This window comes from Amycolatopsis sp. CA-126428, from assembly GCF_002904335.1.
Lineage (GTDB): Bacteria > Actinomycetota > Actinomycetes > Mycobacteriales > Pseudonocardiaceae > Amycolatopsis.
In genome coordinates, this window is the sequence record NZ_PPHF01000134.1 from 24,964 (window position 1) to 40,518 (window position 15,555).

Annotated in this window: 14 protein-coding genes; 3 read left to right on the plus strand and 11 right to left on the minus strand. The window is 69.4% G+C overall.

Annotated features, from left to right (window positions below; all coding sequences use genetic code 11):
• The first annotated feature begins 27 nt into the window (after positions 1 to 27).
• Together C2L58_RS32395 and C2L58_RS32400 are read left to right on the plus strand one after the other, a co-directional pair.
• On the plus strand, positions 28 to 1,065 hold the full coding sequence (locus C2L58_RS32395) for an LLM class flavin-dependent oxidoreductase (protein ID WP_103341466.1): 1,038 nt from the start codon (positions 28 to 30) through the stop codon (positions 1,063 to 1,065).
• 36 nt (positions 1,066 to 1,101) lie between these two features.
• Positions 1,102 to 1,944: an alpha/beta hydrolase gene (locus C2L58_RS32400; protein WP_103341467.1), complete on the plus strand. Its 843-nt coding sequence runs from the start codon at positions 1,102 to 1,104 to the stop codon at positions 1,942 to 1,944.
• Between the two features lie 296 nt (positions 1,945 to 2,240).
• Here C2L58_RS32400 and C2L58_RS32405 read toward each other — a convergent pair whose 3' ends face one another.
• Positions 2,241 to 2,696, minus strand: coding sequence for an MBL fold metallo-hydrolase (locus C2L58_RS32405; RefSeq protein ID WP_103341468.1), 456 nt, complete (start codon positions 2,694 to 2,696; stop codon positions 2,241 to 2,243).
• 35 nt (positions 2,697 to 2,731) lie between these two features.
• On the opposite strand from C2L58_RS32405, the gene C2L58_RS32410 reads away from it, so the two are divergent.
• Positions 2,732 to 3,244 carry a hypothetical protein gene (locus tag C2L58_RS32410; RefSeq protein WP_103341469.1) on the plus strand — a complete coding sequence of 171 codons (513 nt, stop codon included), beginning with the start codon at positions 2,732 to 2,734 and terminating at the stop codon, positions 3,242 to 3,244.
• Positions 3,245 to 3,628: 384 nt separating this feature from the next.
• Here C2L58_RS32410 and C2L58_RS32415 read toward each other — a convergent pair whose 3' ends face one another.
• From C2L58_RS32415 to C2L58_RS32460, 10 genes are all read right to left on the minus strand, one after another.
• A complete protein-coding gene (locus C2L58_RS32415) occupies positions 3,629 to 4,822 on the minus strand; it encodes an MFS transporter (RefSeq protein ID WP_103341470.1) in 1,194 nt (397 codons plus the stop codon).
• Entirely contained in the window at positions 4,819 to 5,991 is a 1,173-nt protein-coding gene (locus tag C2L58_RS32420; RefSeq protein ID WP_103341471.1) for an ROK family transcriptional regulator, read from the minus strand. The genes C2L58_RS32415 and C2L58_RS32420 overlap by 4 nt, the downstream gene beginning before the upstream one ends.
• 259 nt (positions 5,992 to 6,250) lie before the next feature.
• Positions 6,251 to 6,865, minus strand: coding sequence for a histidine phosphatase family protein (locus C2L58_RS32425; protein ID WP_103341472.1), 615 nt, complete (start codon positions 6,863 to 6,865; stop codon positions 6,251 to 6,253).
• Positions 6,866 to 6,939: 74 nt separating this feature from the next.
• Positions 6,940 to 8,199: a sugar ABC transporter permease gene (locus C2L58_RS32430; RefSeq protein ID WP_103341473.1), complete on the minus strand. Its 1,260-nt coding sequence runs from the start codon at positions 8,197 to 8,199 to the stop codon at positions 6,940 to 6,942.
• Positions 8,192 to 9,019: an ATP-binding cassette domain-containing protein gene (locus tag C2L58_RS32435; RefSeq protein ID WP_103341474.1), complete on the minus strand. Its 828-nt coding sequence runs from the start codon at positions 9,017 to 9,019 to the stop codon at positions 8,192 to 8,194. The genes C2L58_RS32430 and C2L58_RS32435 overlap by 8 nt, the downstream gene beginning before the upstream one ends.
• A 24-nt stretch (positions 9,020 to 9,043) precedes the next feature.
• The gene (locus C2L58_RS32440) at positions 9,044 to 10,117 is read right to left on the minus strand and encodes a substrate-binding domain-containing protein (protein ID WP_103341475.1); all 1,074 of its coding nucleotides are present in this window, start codon (positions 10,115 to 10,117) and stop codon (positions 9,044 to 9,046) included.
• 14 nt (positions 10,118 to 10,131) lie between these two features.
• Positions 10,132 to 11,214 carry an NAD(P)-dependent oxidoreductase gene (locus tag C2L58_RS32445; RefSeq protein ID WP_103341476.1) on the minus strand — a complete coding sequence of 361 codons (1,083 nt, stop codon included), beginning with the start codon at positions 11,212 to 11,214 and terminating at the stop codon, positions 10,132 to 10,134.
• Between the two features lie 23 nt (positions 11,215 to 11,237).
• Complete coding sequence (locus tag C2L58_RS32450) at positions 11,238 to 12,758, minus strand: FGGY-family carbohydrate kinase (protein WP_103341477.1); 1,521 nt, start codon at positions 12,756 to 12,758, stop codon at positions 11,238 to 11,240.
• Positions 12,751 to 14,295 carry an FGGY-family carbohydrate kinase gene (locus C2L58_RS32455; protein WP_103341478.1) on the minus strand — a complete coding sequence of 515 codons (1,545 nt, stop codon included), beginning with the start codon at positions 14,293 to 14,295 and terminating at the stop codon, positions 12,751 to 12,753. Before C2L58_RS32455 ends, C2L58_RS32450 begins: the two co-directional genes overlap by 8 nt.
• Before the next feature lie 187 nt (positions 14,296 to 14,482).
• Positions 14,483 to 15,298, minus strand: a complete 816-nt coding sequence (locus tag C2L58_RS32460; RefSeq protein ID WP_233226065.1) for a DeoR/GlpR family DNA-binding transcription regulator — start codon at positions 15,296 to 15,298, stop codon at positions 14,483 to 14,485.
• Positions 15,299 to 15,555 lie beyond the last annotated feature (257 nt).

Sequence of the window (15,555 nt, forward strand, 5' to 3'; positions counted from 1 at the left end):
CACGTTAATCGCCAAGAGAGGTCGATTATGATCGAGACGTGGGGCTTTTACCTGTTCACCTCCGGGAACACCGGTCCGGCGGAACGACCGACACCGACGCAGTATCAAGAGGCTTACGACCGCTACATGCACCTGTGGGCATCCTGCGAGGAGTGGGGATTCGACGGCCTCGCGTTCGCGGAGCACCACTTCGACCCGGTCTCCATTTCTCCGTCGGCGCACCTGCTGGTCGCCGCTGTCGCGGCCAGGACGAAGACCCTGCGCTTCACGACGCTGGGCAGCGTGCTGGCCTTGCACGACGCGCGCCGCTACGTCGAGGAGGTGGGCATGCTCGACTACATCACGCGCGGCCGATTCGAACCCGGTATCGCGCCCGGCGCGGGTGACGCCGAAGCCATCAAGGCCGGCTTGCCGCCGGAAGAAATCCGGCCCCGCTATCACAGCGGTGCCGACCTTCTGAGCAAAGCGGCCGAAAGCCCGATCGTGACCCACCAGGACGCGTTCACCAACCTTGAGGAGGTCCTGATGGTCCCGTCGATGCGGCCGGAAACCGGTTGCTCGACGTGGGCGACCGTCATGTCCCCCAATTCGGCGAAGTGGGCGGCGGAGAAGGGGTACAAGCTGTGCACGGCGTGGCTGCCCACGCCGATCGCCGCGTCCGTGGCCGCTGCGTATCGCGACGCCGCGCACGCCGCGGGGCGGGCCGTGGATCCGTCGATGCTGGGCTTGCGCCGGAGGGTGTTCGTCGCCGCGTCGGACGCCGAAGCGCAGGAGAAATACGAAGCCTCCCGCGACATGGTCGGTGTGACCTCGGGCAGAGCGTTCGAGACGACCGACCGCGCTGTCCGCACCATGGCGAATGAACCTGACGACTTCGCCATCGGCTCGCCGGCGACAGTGGCCGAAAAGCTGGTCGAGCAGTGCCGGGCCGGCGGCTACGGGGCGGTGATGTGCTTCACCGACTTCGCGTTGTTCGAGCACGCGGACCTCGTCGGATCTCACGAACTGATCGGTCGCAAGGTAGCTCCCATCCTGAGGTCGGCGACCGTCTCGCCAGCAGCCTGATGTCGACGGAATTCTTCGGATCACCAAGGGGTATCTATGACGGTCACGCACGACTTCGAGACGCACCATACGACCGGCGGAAGCGGCCTGGCGCTGGATGTGTTCCGCCCTAGCGCTGGCAGCCGTCGATGCGCGGTCGTGGTCCTGCACGGAGGCGGATGGCGGTCCGGTTCCCGGGAGCTTGTCCACACGCGCGCGGCCGCGCTCGCAGCTCACGGGTTCACCGCCGTAGCGGCGCAGTATCGATTGCTCGACGTCGCGGCGTGGCCAGCGGCGCTAAGCGACGTCGCTGAGGCGTGTTCATGGGTCCGTGAGAGCGCCGACACGCTCGAAATTGCACCGGACTATCTCGTGGTGCAAGGGCACTCGGCCGGAGCTCACCTCGCATTGATGGCGGGCACGTTCGACGCCGAGCTGCGACCGGCAGCTGTCGTCGCCTACTACCCGGCCATCGGTTTTCACGACGTGCCCGCGCCCGCGGCAGGTTCACTGTCTCTGCCGCTGGAGATGGACGACGTCGGCCGAGTCCCCAGCTGGATGCTGTTCCCCGCTGGGGCCGGCCAGGCCGACCTGCGCGCGGCCAGCCCGATCGACCTGATGCAGAAGGATTTCCCTCCGACGATCATCCAGCACGGGACAGCCGACAAGGCAATCGACGCGCGCTCGAGCATGGCGCTGCACCAGCGTCTGGCCGATCTCGGCGTGCCGGCCGACCTGCACCTGTACTCCGGCCAGAACCACGAATTCGACCGAGCACCGTCGATGACCACGACCACCGTCAGTGCCACGGTCGCCTTTCTGGAGCGCTTTGTGACGGATCGGGAGCGACAGACTGCAGAAGCCCAGCGGTTCCCCTTTCCGCCATCTCCGGATGCCTGACTGCGGCCTTCCGCAACCAGCTGAAACCTGTCGTGTGCGCCGGAGTCGGCGTGGACCGTCATCGAGGAGGCATCGGATGCCCACGGCGAACGAGACACAATCGATGGATGCCGCGCCCGTGCACAGATTCGACTTGCTTGTGAAGAAGCTTGGCCGCGGTCGGACAAGACCACGATCCGTTACGCCACCTCCGCGCGCCAACTCCTCACCACTGTCGTCGAATGCCGGTATTGACGGTTGAGCGCTGGCCGGTCCCCGAACGGCGCCCGCCCTGCGGGCGGGCGCCGTTCGGGGTCTCAGGCGGCGAACGGGCCCAGGTCGCGCACCGCGCGCAGGCGCTCCCCCGCCTCCTGGATCACCGGTTCGCCGTGGCCGAAGCACGCAATGTCGGAGTCGAGCGCGGCGAGCAGCCGGAACGATGCCGCGGCTCGGTCCCGGACGAGGTTGAACGGACCGAGCATCAGCGCGCCGCTGTTCTCGAAGATCGTGTCGCCGGTGAACAGTACCCGTGGGCCGGGCAGGTGCAGGCCGATACCGCCTGGAGTGTGCCCGGGGCCGTGCACGACGACGGCTCCGTCGCCCAATGGCAGCGCGTCGCCGTCTGACAGCTCGCGGTCGACCCGGCATGGTGATGTGGGCGGCATTTCCCCGTTGTCCCCGCTGATCTGCGCGAGCAGCGCCTCCTCTGAGTGCAGCAGCGTCGGCATCGGCGCGGGTGCGTCGCCGAAGCCCCGGGGCTTGAGCGCGGCCACCCGCCCTCGAGCCGGCGGCCGCTGCTGCGCTGCCCATGGCCGTGAACACCGCGCAACTCGGCCTGGACCTGCTCGGCGTCACCCCCGCCACGACCCTGCTCGTCAATGGCGGCACCACCACCGGCGGCTTCGCCGCGGTGCCCCTCGCCCGCCTGACCGGGGCCCGGGTGCTCACTACCGCGGGCCCCACCCACACCGAAGCCTTGCGCGCCACCGGAGCCGAGGTCACCGCTTACGGCACGGGCATGGCCGAACGGGTCCGCGAACTGGCGGGCGGGCCCGTCGACGTCGTCCTCGACGTCTCACCGCACGACGACGCCACCATCCCGGAACTCCTGCGCACGGTCACCGACCCCCACCAAGTCCTCACCATTAGCAACCTGTCGCAGGCACACGGATCCGGCGCCCGCGACGCATTCACCGAAGGACCTCTCGGCCACCGCTACGACGTTGTCGGGGAGTGCAGCCAGCTCGCGGCCGAGGGGCAGTTCGGTATCCCCGTCGCCCGCATCATCCCCTCTCCGACTGGCGTGAAGTCATCCAACTGAGCCAATCACCACACCCCGGCGGCAAGATCGTCCTCCAGGTCACCGAGCCGCAGTGAAACGAATCTCTGAGGCGCACCCGCTCTGAGCCGCGTATCGGTTGCAACGAACACTGCGTTCGCCAACCGCCGGTGCGAGAACCTGTTCCACCTCCGCGCTGCTGTCGGCCGCCTCGCGGCTGGCGACGTGGTGACCCGCAGCGAGGTCAGCGACAGGTGGAGCGCCCGGCGCGAAGCTGAGGGCCAACGATCTCCGGGCAACAAGGCCGTGATCCTCGAGCGGACTTTCCTACAGGCGCGGGAACTCGAGCCTTCCGCGGCATCAGCTTGAGGCTCCGTCCATGCGGTCGAGGGCAGCACGCACGGCCCGGGTTTGTCGGAGGTCGGACTATCCGGTCGCTTCGGGACTGTGCGTTCGTCGCGACGTACGGGTGCTGGCTGTCGCCATCAGCACGACAGCGGGGAGGGTGAGCAGACCGACGCGCAGGTTGCTGAGCTGAGCGAGCGTACCAGCGACCAGGGGACCGGTGACCTGGCCAAGGCTAGCGACCGTAAGGATCTGGCCGAGTGCTTGATCGGCGGTGCGGGGGCTGGCGGCGACGTGCAGGGCGGCGGCGAGCGGGAACGTGCCCCCGATTCCGATGCCGGTGATCACGAGCCCGACGGTCGCCGGTAGCGGGTTGCTGGTGGCGAGAAGAATCGGGGTGCCGAGGAGTGCGGTGAGCAGCGACAACCGAAGGACCGCCGTCGTGGACAGGTGCCGGGCGAGGCGGCTGGCCAGCAGACGGCCGGCGAAGTTGGAGGCGTAGAGGACGCTGACCAAACCGGCGGCGGTGTCCCGGCCGATACCGACGTCATCGTGCAGGTAGCTGGCGGCCCAGAAGCTGATCGTGAACTCCAGGGCGACCACCGCGACGACGGTCGTCAGGGTCCGCAGTGGTGTCGACCCGGCCGCACTACCGGCACGCGCGGTGTCCGGTGCCGGCGCGGTATCGGGTATGCGGGTGCGCCGCAGAGCGATGGCTGCGGCGGCGACCAGGGCGAAGGCGATGACGAAGGAGAACTGCCAGCCGAGGGCGGTGGCGGCGCAGGCGCTGACGACGGCGGGGGTGACAATGCCGGCCACGCTGACAGCGCCTTCGCCTTCGGTCATCGCGACGGCGCGGTGGCGGTGGTGCAGGTCGGACAGCACCGCCCAGAGCCGGATGAGGGCGGCGGTGGCGAAGGCGCTGAGCAGGAAAGCCGCGGTCAGCGTCACCGCAAGCGCCCGGCCGTAGCCGAGCAGTACACCGGAGACGGCCGCGGCGAGGAGGCCGACGACGATAGTGGGCCGCCGCGGCGTGCGGGAGCGGCTGGCGTGGATGCCGGCGGCCAGGCTGCCGAGGGCGAACGCGACCTGGTGCAGCGCACCGAGGAGATATGAGGTGTGCTCGATCTCCCGCAGATACGGCAAAACCGGGCCGAGGGCGGCGAAGAGGATGCCGAAGGCGAATAACGCCGCGAATGCTGCCCACGTCGCGCCGTCACGCCGGTAGACTGCCGCCTTCGGCTCGGTGGGAGCGGCTCGGTCGTGGCGGCTCATCGGGACACCGGTGTGCGGCTGGCCCAGCGCGCGAGCATCTCGGCGTCCAGGACACGGTCGAACGCCGAGAGCCCGACGCCAATCAGGGCCGCGTCCGCTCCGGACAGCGCGGTGACGATGCGGGGCGGTGGGTCGCGGTGCACGATCATCAGCCCGTCGTGCACGGCGCGGTCGAATTCGTCCGTCGCGGCATCGCGCAGGTGTGCGGCGAGGCCGCCGAGGGTGATCAGGTCCGGATCGAGGGCGTTGATCAGCCCGGCGAGCCCGCGGCCGAGGTCGACGGCCAGCGCGAGACGGGTCGCGCGGATTTCCGGTGTGGGGGCGGGGTCGGTGTAGAGCCGGTGGAGCCATGCGCGGGGATCGGGCTCGGCTGGCACGTGAGTGCGGCGGGCGATCGCCGGGGCGTCGAAGGCGACGGTCCAGCAGCCGCGGGCGCCGCACGGGCATGCGGCGGCGGGGTCGCCGAAGGGCAGGTGCCCGAATTCGCCGTGCAGCCCGCGGGCGCTGGGCGTGGGCCGGCCGTCGACGATGAAGGCGCCACCGACACCGACTTCGACCACCACGTGCAACAGCGTGTACGGGTGCGGGCTGTGGAGCCGGGCCTCCGCGACTGCGGCCATCGTCGCGTCGTTGCCCATCACCACCGGCAGGTCCGGGTCGGGCGCGATGCGGGCGATCGGCAGGTCGTGCCAGCCGAGCATGGTCATCTGCGCTAGCAGGTGCTCGGCCACCGGTCCGGGCATCGCCACCCCGACTCCGACGATTCGGGGCTTGAGGGACGCGGTGAGCGGCGCGATCCGCGCGCTCAGGCGGTCGAGCAGTGTCTCCGGGTCGGTGCCGTCGTGTCGGCCGGTGGCTGCGATGGTGACCTCGCCGGCCAGGTCGCAGGTCCCGATGCGCCAGTCGCCGTGTCGCACGTCGACGACCATGGTCAAGGGGCCCGCGGGGTGGGCGTGCACGGTGGTCGTCGGCCGCCCGGGGCCGGTCGCCGGGGCGCGGCGTTCGACGACCAGCTCGGCTCGAGTCAGTCGTTTGACCAGGTCGGAGGTGGGGCCGCTGTCGAGACCCAGGTGCCGGCCCAGCTGGGGGCGGGTGAGAACCGCTTCGCGGCGTAGCACCGACAGCGCGTCGGCGGCCGAACGCCAGTGTCGTGCTTGGGCTGTGGTCATCGCCCCTTAATATACTCGTGCAGCGAGGATATTCCAAGGCGATGGTCGCTTGGACGCTTCGCCGTCGGGGATGAACCGATTCCGCTGTCCGAGGTAGAACGCGACTGGTCGCTGCCGGCCGACAGCAGCAAGCGCATCGTGCTGACCCGAGGACGCGGATTCCGGCTCGACGCAGCCGGTGATGACTGGTCGTCCTTGACTGTGGATGGTGATAGCCGGATATTCGAGACATATCGACCCTCACTCAGAACACGCCGCGCTACCTCATGCTCGCCGGCTCGCCGTTGAATTGGAGCAGAGCGCCGGTGTTGCCGGTGAGCCGGATTTCGGTCAAACCGACATTGCGCATGGTGGGAAACACCCGGCGGTAGTCGGCAAGGTGGATACCCATCAGTCTGCAAAGCAGGAGCCGGATCAAGGTCGAGTGGCCGATGATCAGGACGCGGCCGTTCGGGTATTCGTCGGCAACGTCGTCGAGGAAAGCCAGGGCCCGCTCGATCGCCCGGACCGGGTCTTCACCGCCCGGCAGGTGATGGCCCACCGGGTCCCGGGTGAACTCCGTCCACCGCTCGCCCAGCCGGTGGGCCATTTCGCCGGCGGTCAGTCCCTCGCCGTCACCGAAGTCGAGTTCGCGCAAGCGGTCGTCGATTCGCTCCGGTAAATTCGTCCGCTCGCACACCGGGACGAGTGTCTGGCGTGCTCGCCGCAGCGGAGAGCTGAAACATGCCGACAGTCCCGCCGTCGCGGCCCAGCGGGCCAAGCGCTGAGCCTGCAGACGGCCCGTACTGGTCAAGTCGATGTCGCTGCGGCCGGCGTAGCGGTTGTCCGCGTGCCACTCGGACTGACCATGGCGCACCAGCACGACGTCGGTCACCTGGATGCCTCCCGTTGGTTGATGCTGTTCCTGGGGCGATGACTGCCGGTCGCTCCCATGCCGACGGTGGCGGCTCAGGCGGCCCCGTGGGTTGCTCGGGACTTGCGGGCGAGGGAGTCGAGGGACACGGCGACGGCGAGGACGGCACCGGTGACCATGAAGCGGAATGAGGAATCGAGGTTGAGCAGGGTCAGGCCACTGGAAATGGACTGGATGACGATGATGCCCAGCAAGGCGGCGGATGCTTTTCCCCGTCCGCCGAAGAGGCTCGCGCCGCCGATGACGGCGGCGGCGATCGCGTTGAGGTTGACGTCGCCGGCGCCGCTGGCCTGGTTCACCGCGGCGAGGCGGGCGGCGGCGAGGACCCCGCCGAGCGCCGCCAGGGTCGAGCAGAGGATGAACACCGAGGTGTAGACCCTGGTGACGTTGATGCCGGTACGCCGGGCGGCTTCGGCGTTGCCGCCCACGGCGTAGACGGAACGGCCCCAGCCGGTGCGGGTCAGCAGGTAGTGGAAGACCAGCACCAGGCCGACGAAGGCGACGAACATCCACCCGACACCGCGGCTCTGGTTGAGGTACCACGCGGCGAAGCCCAGACCCGCGAGGACCGCGAGACTGCGCAAGGCCAGCAGCGAGGTGGATCGCGCGGACAGCTTGGCCACTCGGCGTTCACGAGCCAGTGCAAGACCGGTGAAGAACACCGCGGCGGCGGCGAGTACCACCAGGACGTAGGACAGCCAAGCCGGCACGAAAGCCAGCTGCGCGAAGAACACCAGCTGCGAGTCGAACGGCAGGTTGATCGCGCCCTTGCTGCCGAGCAGGTACAGCTGCAGGCCGAGGAAGCCGAGCAGACCGGCGAGGGTTCCGACGAAGCTGGGTACGCCGAACCGGGTGAGCAGCTGGGAGTAGAGCCAGCCGATCACCGCTCCGGCCGCGAGTGCGGCCAGGACCGCCAGCCAGGACGGCCAGCGCTGGTTGACGAAGGTGACCGCCGTGACCGCTGCGGACAATCCGCTCACCGAGCCGACGGAGAGGTCGATCTGACCGACCAGCAGGACGCAGACCACGCCGAGCGCGATGACGCCGACCGACACGCATTCGACGGCGAGATTGCCGAGGTTCGCGCTGGAGAGGAAGATCGGGTTGAGGGCTTGGAAGACCGTCCAGATGATCACCAGGCCGATGATGATGGGCAGCACCCCGAGGTCGCCGGAGCGGATCCGGCCGGTGAAGGCGGTGAGGGTTCCGCGGACGCCGGCGTCGTCGCGCAGGCGTTCGTCGGCACGGTCGATGTCGGTGCGCGCGGGCGGGGTGGGTGTGCTGATCTCAGTCATCGTTGCCGACTCCGTTCGTGCTGGCCGCGGCGGCGGTCCGTGCCGTGCGCCGGGTCACCGCGTTGTCGGTCGCGCCGGTGATCGCGGCGACGATCTGTTCGGATGAGGTGGTCGCGGCGTCGAACACGCCGTTGTTGCGGCCGAGGCGCAGGACGGCGATGTGGTCGGCGACGGCGCGGACGTCGTCCATGTTGTGGCTGACCATGATCACGCCGAGGCCGCGCTGGCGAAGCGTCTCGATGAGGTTGAGCACTTCGGCGGTCTGAGCCACGCCCAGGGCCGCGGTCGGCTCGTCCAGGATGATGATCTTGGGATCGCCCAGCAACGACCGGGCGATCGCCACGGTCTGTTTCTGCCCGCCGGACAGCGCCGCGACCGGGACGCGCACGCTGGGGATCTTCGCGGAGAGCTGCCTCAGCAGTTCCCAGGACCGGGTCTCCATGGTCGTCTCGTCGAGCCGGGTGCGGCGCAGTTCCCGGCCGAGGAACAGGTTCTCGACGACGTTGAGGTTCTCGCACAGGGCCAGGTCCTGGAAGACCGTCGCGATGCCCAGCCGGCGAGCGTCCGCCGGGCTGGTGATGCGTACCTGCTCGCCACCGAAGGTGATGGTGCCGGCGTCCGCGCGGTGGACGCCGGAGAGAACTTTGACCAGCGTCGACTTTCCGGCGCCGTTGTCACCGACGATGGCCGTCACCCGCCCGGCGGCGACGTCGAGGTGGACATCGGTCAACGCTGCCACCGCGGCGAAGTTCTTGTCTATGCCGGCCAGCGACAGGATGGGGCGGTCCGGGATGCCCGCGCTGTTGGTGATGGAAGACATGATCTCCTCGCTGTTCCCCGTCGGTCAGGCGATGCCCGCGCGGGCGCACGCGGCGGCGTACTGCGGGGTGCAGATGGCCCCCGCTTTCAGTTCGTTGCTGCTCACCAGGGCTTGCTTGAGGTTGCCGGTGGTGACGACGGTCGGGTCGAACAGCTGGGTCGGGGTGTTGAACAGCGTGGTCGCCCCGGTCGGCTTCTTGCCTTGGGCGAATTGCACGGCGATGTCGGCGGCGGCTTCGGCGACGATCTTGATCGGCTTGGAGATGGTGTTGTACTGGTCGCCGCTGACGATCCGCTGCGCGGCGGCGAGCTCGGCGTCGTTGCCGGTGACCGGGGGGACGGGGTTCACGCCGGCGGCCTTGAACGCGGCGATCGCGCCGCCGCCGGTGCCGTCGTTGGCCGCGACCACGCCGGCGATCTGCGTGCCGAACCGGGTGATCTGGCCGCTGACCCAGTCCTGGGCCTTGGCCGGTTGCCAGTCGGGGGTGTCGAATTCGGCGAGCAGCTTGATGCCGCTGGTGTCGAGGGCGCTGTGGATGCCTTTCTTGATCAGGCCGGCCGCGGCGTCGGTGGGGGAGCCGTTGACCTCGAGGATGCCGCCTTGGGCGCCGGTCTGCTTGAGGTGGTCGACCAGCGACTGCGCGATTTTGGCGCCGATCTTCTCGTTGTCGAAGGAGATGTAGTAGTCCGGGGGCATGGTGGGGATCGGGCGGTCGTAGGCGATCACCGTCGCGCCCTGGGCGTGAGCGGTGTTGACGATGGTCGCGGCCGCGGTCGAGTCGACCGGGTCGAGCACGATCACCTTGGCGCCTTGGGCCAGGGCGGAGTTGGCCTGCTGCTGCTGTTGAGCGGCGTCGGCGTTGGCGTTGGCGTAGATGACCGAGCAGCCGGCGCAGAGCTGCTTGACCTTGGCCTCGAACAGTGGGTGGTCGGCCAGTTCGTAGCGGGTGGAGGCGATGTCGGGCATCAGGAAGGCGATCTTGGCCTGGGCGGCGTCGCCGGTGGCGCCGGGACTGCCTGCGGTGTCGGCGCAAGCGCTCGTGACGCACGCCAGGGTGGCGGTGATCGCGACGAGGGTGAGCTTCCTCGAAGTGTTCATGTCAGGTGCTCCGTTCAGCGGTGATCGGTGGGGGTGGACGCCGGTTGACGGCGGTGCTGCAGGACGTCGGGATTGGCGCAGTACGCCGGCTCCGCACCGCGCAGCCAGCGGCCCGCCTCGTCGGCGACCATGGCCGCGGCGCGTTGGGCGACGCCTCTGGTCGCGCCGGCGAGGTGGGGTGTGAGCACCACGTGCGGCGCGTCGCGGATCGGGTGTTCCGCGGGCAGGGGTTCGATGTCGTAGACGTCCAGGGCCGCGGCGAACAACTTCCCGTCGCGCAGTGCGGCGGCCAGCGCGGTGTAGTCCAGCAGCCCACCGCGAGCGCAGTTGACCAGAACCGAACCTTCCCGCATCAACGCCAGTTCGGCGGCGCCGATCAGCTTGTGGGTGTGCGGGGTCAACCGAGCGTGCAGGGACACGACTTCGGAGCGGGCGAGCAGCTCCGGCAGCGGCACGACCACGACTCCCCGCGGAAGAGCGGCGGGATCGACGTAGGGGTCGTGAACGAGGACACGCGCACCCATCGCGGTGAGCACGGTGGCCAGGTGACCACCGACGGCGCCGGCACCCACCAGGCCGATGGTGGAGCCGTGGACCTGCAGCCCGGTCGCGTCGTAGGCGTACAGGTCGCTCTTCCACTGTCCGCGCAGCACGCTGATGTGACTGTCGGGGATGCGGCGCATCGCCGCCAGGAGCAGACCCAGGGTGTGCTCGGCGGTGGAGACCGCGTTGCGCCCGGGGGCGTAGGTCACCGCGACGCCGTGCAGGGTGGCGGCGCCGAGGTTGGCGTTCACCGGGCCGCCGCGGCTGATGGCGAACAACTCCAGGTCGGGGCACGCGGCCAGGACCCGCTCGGTGAGCGGCGCCATCTGGGTCAGGCACACGCGGACACCCTGCAGGGCTTCGATCAGGGCGTCCTCCGATCCGGAAGCCTCGTCGACTTCAGCGATGGCGCGGAACGGTTCGTGCGGCCACGGCAGCGCGAGTTCGCGCACGGCCCAGGCGTCAGGACCGGATTCGGCGTTCAGGGCTTCGGCGAGCAGACGGTTGAGCACGAAGTGGTCGCCGGCGAGCAAGATGGGGGCGGGTGGTGCCATGAGGTAGTCCTTCTCGGAGTGGTTCAGCGGTCGGCGAAACGGATCAGGTTGCGCTGCCTGGCCTGGTTGGCGACGTCGGGGTCCAACCACGCGCGGTCGGCGAGGGCGGTGACGAAGGCGTCGTAGCCCGGGGCCAGCGCGGCACCTCGGGCCAGGTCGGGTTCGAGGGTGTCGCGCACGCGGACCAACCGTCGCGCAGCGGCCGGGATGTCGCCGCCGGCGGCACCGGCGGCCAGGACGGCCATCCCCCGGGCGGGTTCCGGGTCGTCGGGCAATCGGACCGGCACGCCGAGCACGTCGCAACGCAGCTGGTTCCACCACGGATTGCGCGACCCGCCACCGGTGAAGCTGATCGGTCCAGCGACGTCGGCGCCGGCGCCGCGCAGGACGTCGAAACACAGCCGCTCGACGTGCGCGACACCTGTGCACACCGCGGCGAAAGCCCGCGCGGCGCCGGTGCCGGTGCCAGGCCGGTCGAGCGCGCCGTTGCCGAGGAATCCCTGTGCCTGGGGGGCCACGAAGGGGAAACGTTCCCCCCGTCCGGTCAGCGGGTAACACAGCGGGACCTCGGCGACCTCGGCGGCGGCCGTGGTCAGGATCGCGAGGTCGGCACCGGGGAACAGGGACTTCACCGCACCAGCGCCGCTGCTGGACGCGCCGCCGGGCAGCCACAGGTCGCCGTAGGGTGCGCGGTGCGAGTAAACGGCTCCGGTCGGGTCGTGCAGCAACGTGGTGCTGACACCTTTGAGCGCCAATGTCGTGCCCAGGACGGAGTTCCACTCGCCGGGAACCAGGGCGCCGGCGCCGAGCTGCGCGGCGCACCCGTCGGTCATCCCGGCCACGACGGGCGTGCCGACGGGCAGGCCGGTTCGTTCGGCCGCGTCGTGGCACACCACTCCGAGCGTCGTTCCGGGAGGAACCACGGGCGGGAGGACGGCCGGGTCGAGCCGGAGGCGCTCGAGGACGGCTTGTGGCCAGCAGCGGTCGAGCTGGTCGTAACCGGTTTTGAGCGCGTGACTGGAATCGGACTCGACCGCGTGCCCGGTCAGCGCCGCGGCCACCACATCGGGTTGGTGAGCCAGCCGGACATCGCCGGTGAGCAGGCCCTGGTCCCGCCACCACAGGAGCTTCGGGAGAGCCCACGCCGGCTGGATCCGGTAGCCGAGTTTCAGCCAGAGATCGGCCCCCGCGTCCTGCGCTTCACCGGCCAGGGCGCCGGCACGGGCGTCGTCGTACATGAGTCCGGGGGTGCGGGGCGTTCCGTCGAGGCCGGTGAGCAGGACCGTTCCCGAGGTCGCACACACCGCGACACCGCCGACCGGCCGGGTGCCGATCTTCGCGGTGACGATGGCGAGGGCATCGGCGGCGGCGGTCCACCAGGCACGTGGGTCCTGCTCGTGCCGGTTGTGGTCCCGGTGGCCGTGCAGCGGGCGCGCCGCGTGGGCGATGGTGACGCCGCCGTCGTCGACCGCCAGCGCTCGGCAGCTTTGGGTGCCGAGGTCCAAGCCGATCCAGACAGCATCGATGGTCGGGTGCTCAAGCATGTGTTCCCACCTCCGAGGCCGCCCCGGCGTCCGGGTGCGTGCGCCAGTGCGGCCAGCGGACGGAAACCATCTCGCGTGTGGTGAGGAACTCCTCGTGCTCCCCGTCGTAGAACCCCGTCAGCTCCGGTACCGGGTCGAATCGCTGACGTGTCCGGATCAGCGCGGCCGCGGCGGTGGCGAGATCCGGATACCGGCCCAGCAGCGCCGAGGCGTGGACGAACGAGCCTTTGGCACCGACCTGGCTGTCGGTGGTGACGATCGCGGGGATCCCGGTGATGTCGGCGATCATCTGACACCACGAGCTGCTGGCCGCACCGCCGCCGCACAACCGCAGCTGCGTGGGGTGGCCGGGCGCGGCGGTCAGGCAGTCGCGGATCACGTGTCCGAGGCCCTCCAGCACAGCACGTGCGAAGTGCTCCGGTTGGTGTCCGAATTTCACGCCGGTGATCAGGCCGCTGGCGTTGAGGTCGAGAAACGGTGCTCGCTCGCCCGCCGGCGACAAGTACGGCAGGATCCGCAGACCGTCGGCACCAGGGGAGGCTTGTCCGGCGAGCGCGGTCACCGCGCCCGGAGCGGGCAACCCCAGCAGGCCGGCGAGCCAGTCGATGACCCCGCAGCCGGCCAGGGTCGGGAACGCTCGCAGCAGGAGGTCCGGCGTGTCGAGCGCGAGTGTGAGACCGGCCGGCTGCGCGGTGGTGTCGACGCTGTCCACCAGCACTTCCGTGCACAGCGTCGTGCCCAGCACGCATGATGCGTGACCGGGCTCGGTCGCTCCGGAGCCGATCGCGGTGGAGGCGATGTCGTAGGGAGCGAGTACGACCGGGAGTCCCGCTGGGAGCCCCAGCAGGCCCGCGGCCTCGGCGGTCAGCTTCTGTACCCGGTCAGCGGCGCCGAGCAGAGGTGGCACGAGGTGACGCTGCGGACCGAGCCCGTACAGCTCGAAAAGCGCGTCACTGTGCTGAGCGAGCCGAAGGTCCAGCCAAGGCGCCGAAGAGTCGGTGCTGTCCATGCCGAGCACTCCGGTCAACCGGAGAAAGAGCCAGCTCCCGCAGGTCAGCACCGCGGCCGCGCGGGCCGTCGTCTCCGGCTCCTCGGCGATCAAGGCGCGCAGGATGGCGTTGGGCAGGCCCGCGTTGGTCAGGGATGCGTTGATGCGGAACGCCTCGGTGAGGACATCGCGCACACGCCAGTCTTCGACGATGCCGGCAGCACGCCCATCGTTCCACAGCACCGCGGGCCGCAGTGGCCGATGGCGCCCGTCGACGAGCCACGCGCCATCTCCTTGTGCGGTCAGCGCGAGGAATTCCACGGGGCGGTCGAGACGTTCCGCCGCTTCACGGACCGCGGAAGAGGCCGCCTCCCAGACGGCGTCCATGTCCTGTTCGGCGCGATCGGGGGAGGGGTGCGACACCGTGGTGCCGCGGCTGACGGCGAACAGTTCGTGCCCGTCTTCGTCGAACACGGCCGCCTTGATGACCGTGGTTCCCGCGTCGAGACACACCACGACGGGACGACCCGCGGGACCGCTTGCGGTCATGGGTGCTCCTCCGGATGCCCTGGCACGCTGCAGTGCGTGCCGTGATCCGTATTACAGCCAACCGGAGCTCGACTTAGCAAGTTCTAACATTGTGACACAGTGACCGAAGATGGCAGAAAGTAATATCTACTGTTCAAGACGATATTTCGAGGTGGATCGCTGATCTTGAGTAACCGTTAACTTAACACTAGATATCACTCTGATGGCGGGCCGCGTCCACGGTGACTCCTCGTCCGCGGAGATCGGTGAGGACGTTCGACGGAGTCTCGTCATCGACGATGACGCGGTCGATCGTGTGCAGGTCGACCAGCCGGTGCAGCGCCCGGCGACCGAACTTGGTGTGGTCGATCAGGGCGATCGTGCGGGACGCCGCGGCAATCAGGGCGCGACGGGTGATGACGGTGTCCTGGGACTGGATGAAGCAAGTTCCCCCGGTCACCGCGGTCGTCGACATGATCAGGACGTCGGTGCTGAGGTCCGCGGCCGCCACGGCGGTGGCCTGTCCGAGAAACGAGTCGTAGGCGGCGACGTACCGGCCACCCAGCCCGATGAGTTCGATGTCGACCTGGCCGGCGAGCGTGCGGATCACCGGCAGAAAGTGGGTCACCACCGTGAGCGGAGCCCGCTCGGGCAGCAGACGCGCGACGGCCAGTGCGGTGGTGCTGTCGTCCAGGGCGACGACCTGGCCCGGCCGGATCTCGGACGCGACCACCTCGGCGGCCATCGCGCTCTTCGCGGCTGCTTCGGCCTGCATCCGATGCTGCAGGTCTCCGTGAAACGTCACGGTCGGTGCGCTGGTGGCGCCACCGCGGACCTTGTGGAGGAACCCCCGCTGGGTGAGCGTGTCGAGGTCGCGGTGCACGGTCATGATGCTGACGCCGAACTCGCTGGCCAGATCGTCCACCCGCATGAACCCGGCTTCGGAGATCAGCCGCTGCATCGCGGCGCGCCGCAGTTCCGGATTGCCGCTGTGGCCTGAGCTGGAGCCGACTCGTGGAGACACCCCGTCAGCATCGCATCAACTGCCCCCCGCCGTCGTCGCCGCGTCGCTCCTGCCCGGATAAGGTATGTGCCGCTTGCAGACGGGCACGGCGTGCTCAGCCGTTGCGCAGGTACGGTTGTCGCGGACGTTTCGCCGCGGTGAGGCGGGTTCGGCTCGGACGGCGCTCGGTAGCTCACCAAACGTTTGCTCACTCCTCCGACTTGCCCGACTTCAGGCCCGACGAGATCAGGTCCATCACCGACGAGTCGGCCAGCGTG

What these genes read in the sequence shown, in the direction of transcription:
- C2L58_RS32395 (WP_103341466.1), top strand. Translation starts at nt 28, where the DNA reads ATGATCGAGACGTGGGGCTTTTACCTGTTCACCTCCGGGAACACCGGT.
- C2L58_RS32400 (WP_103341467.1), top strand. Translation starts at nt 1,102, where the DNA reads ATGACGGTCACGCACGACTTCGAGACGCACCATACGACCGGCGGAAGC.
- C2L58_RS32410 (WP_103341469.1), top strand. Translation starts at nt 2,732, where the DNA reads ATGGCCGTGAACACCGCGCAACTCGGCCTGGACCTGCTCGGCGTCACC.
- C2L58_RS32415 (WP_103341470.1), bottom strand. Translation starts at nt 4,822, where the DNA reads ATGAGCCGCCACGACCGAGCCGCTCCCACCGAGCCGAAGGCGGCAGTC.
- C2L58_RS32420 (WP_103341471.1), bottom strand. Translation starts at nt 5,991, where the DNA reads ATGACCACAGCCCAAGCACGACACTGGCGTTCGGCCGCCGACGCGCTG.
- C2L58_RS32430 (WP_103341473.1), bottom strand. Translation starts at nt 8,199, where the DNA reads ATGACTGAGATCAGCACACCCACCCCGCCCGCGCGCACCGACATCGAC.
- C2L58_RS32435 (WP_103341474.1), bottom strand. Translation starts at nt 9,019, where the DNA reads ATGTCTTCCATCACCAACAGCGCGGGCATCCCGGACCGCCCCATCCTG.
- C2L58_RS32440 (WP_103341475.1), bottom strand. Translation starts at nt 10,117, where the DNA reads ATGAACACTTCGAGGAAGCTCACCCTCGTCGCGATCACCGCCACCCTG.
- C2L58_RS32445 (WP_103341476.1), bottom strand. Translation starts at nt 11,214, where the DNA reads ATGGCACCACCCGCCCCCATCTTGCTCGCCGGCGACCACTTCGTGCTC.
- C2L58_RS32450 (WP_103341477.1), bottom strand. Translation starts at nt 12,758, where the DNA reads ATGCTTGAGCACCCGACCATCGATGCTGTCTGGATCGGCTTGGACCTC.
- C2L58_RS32455 (WP_103341478.1), bottom strand. Translation starts at nt 14,295, where the DNA reads ATGACCGCAAGCGGTCCCGCGGGTCGTCCCGTCGTGGTGTGTCTCGAC.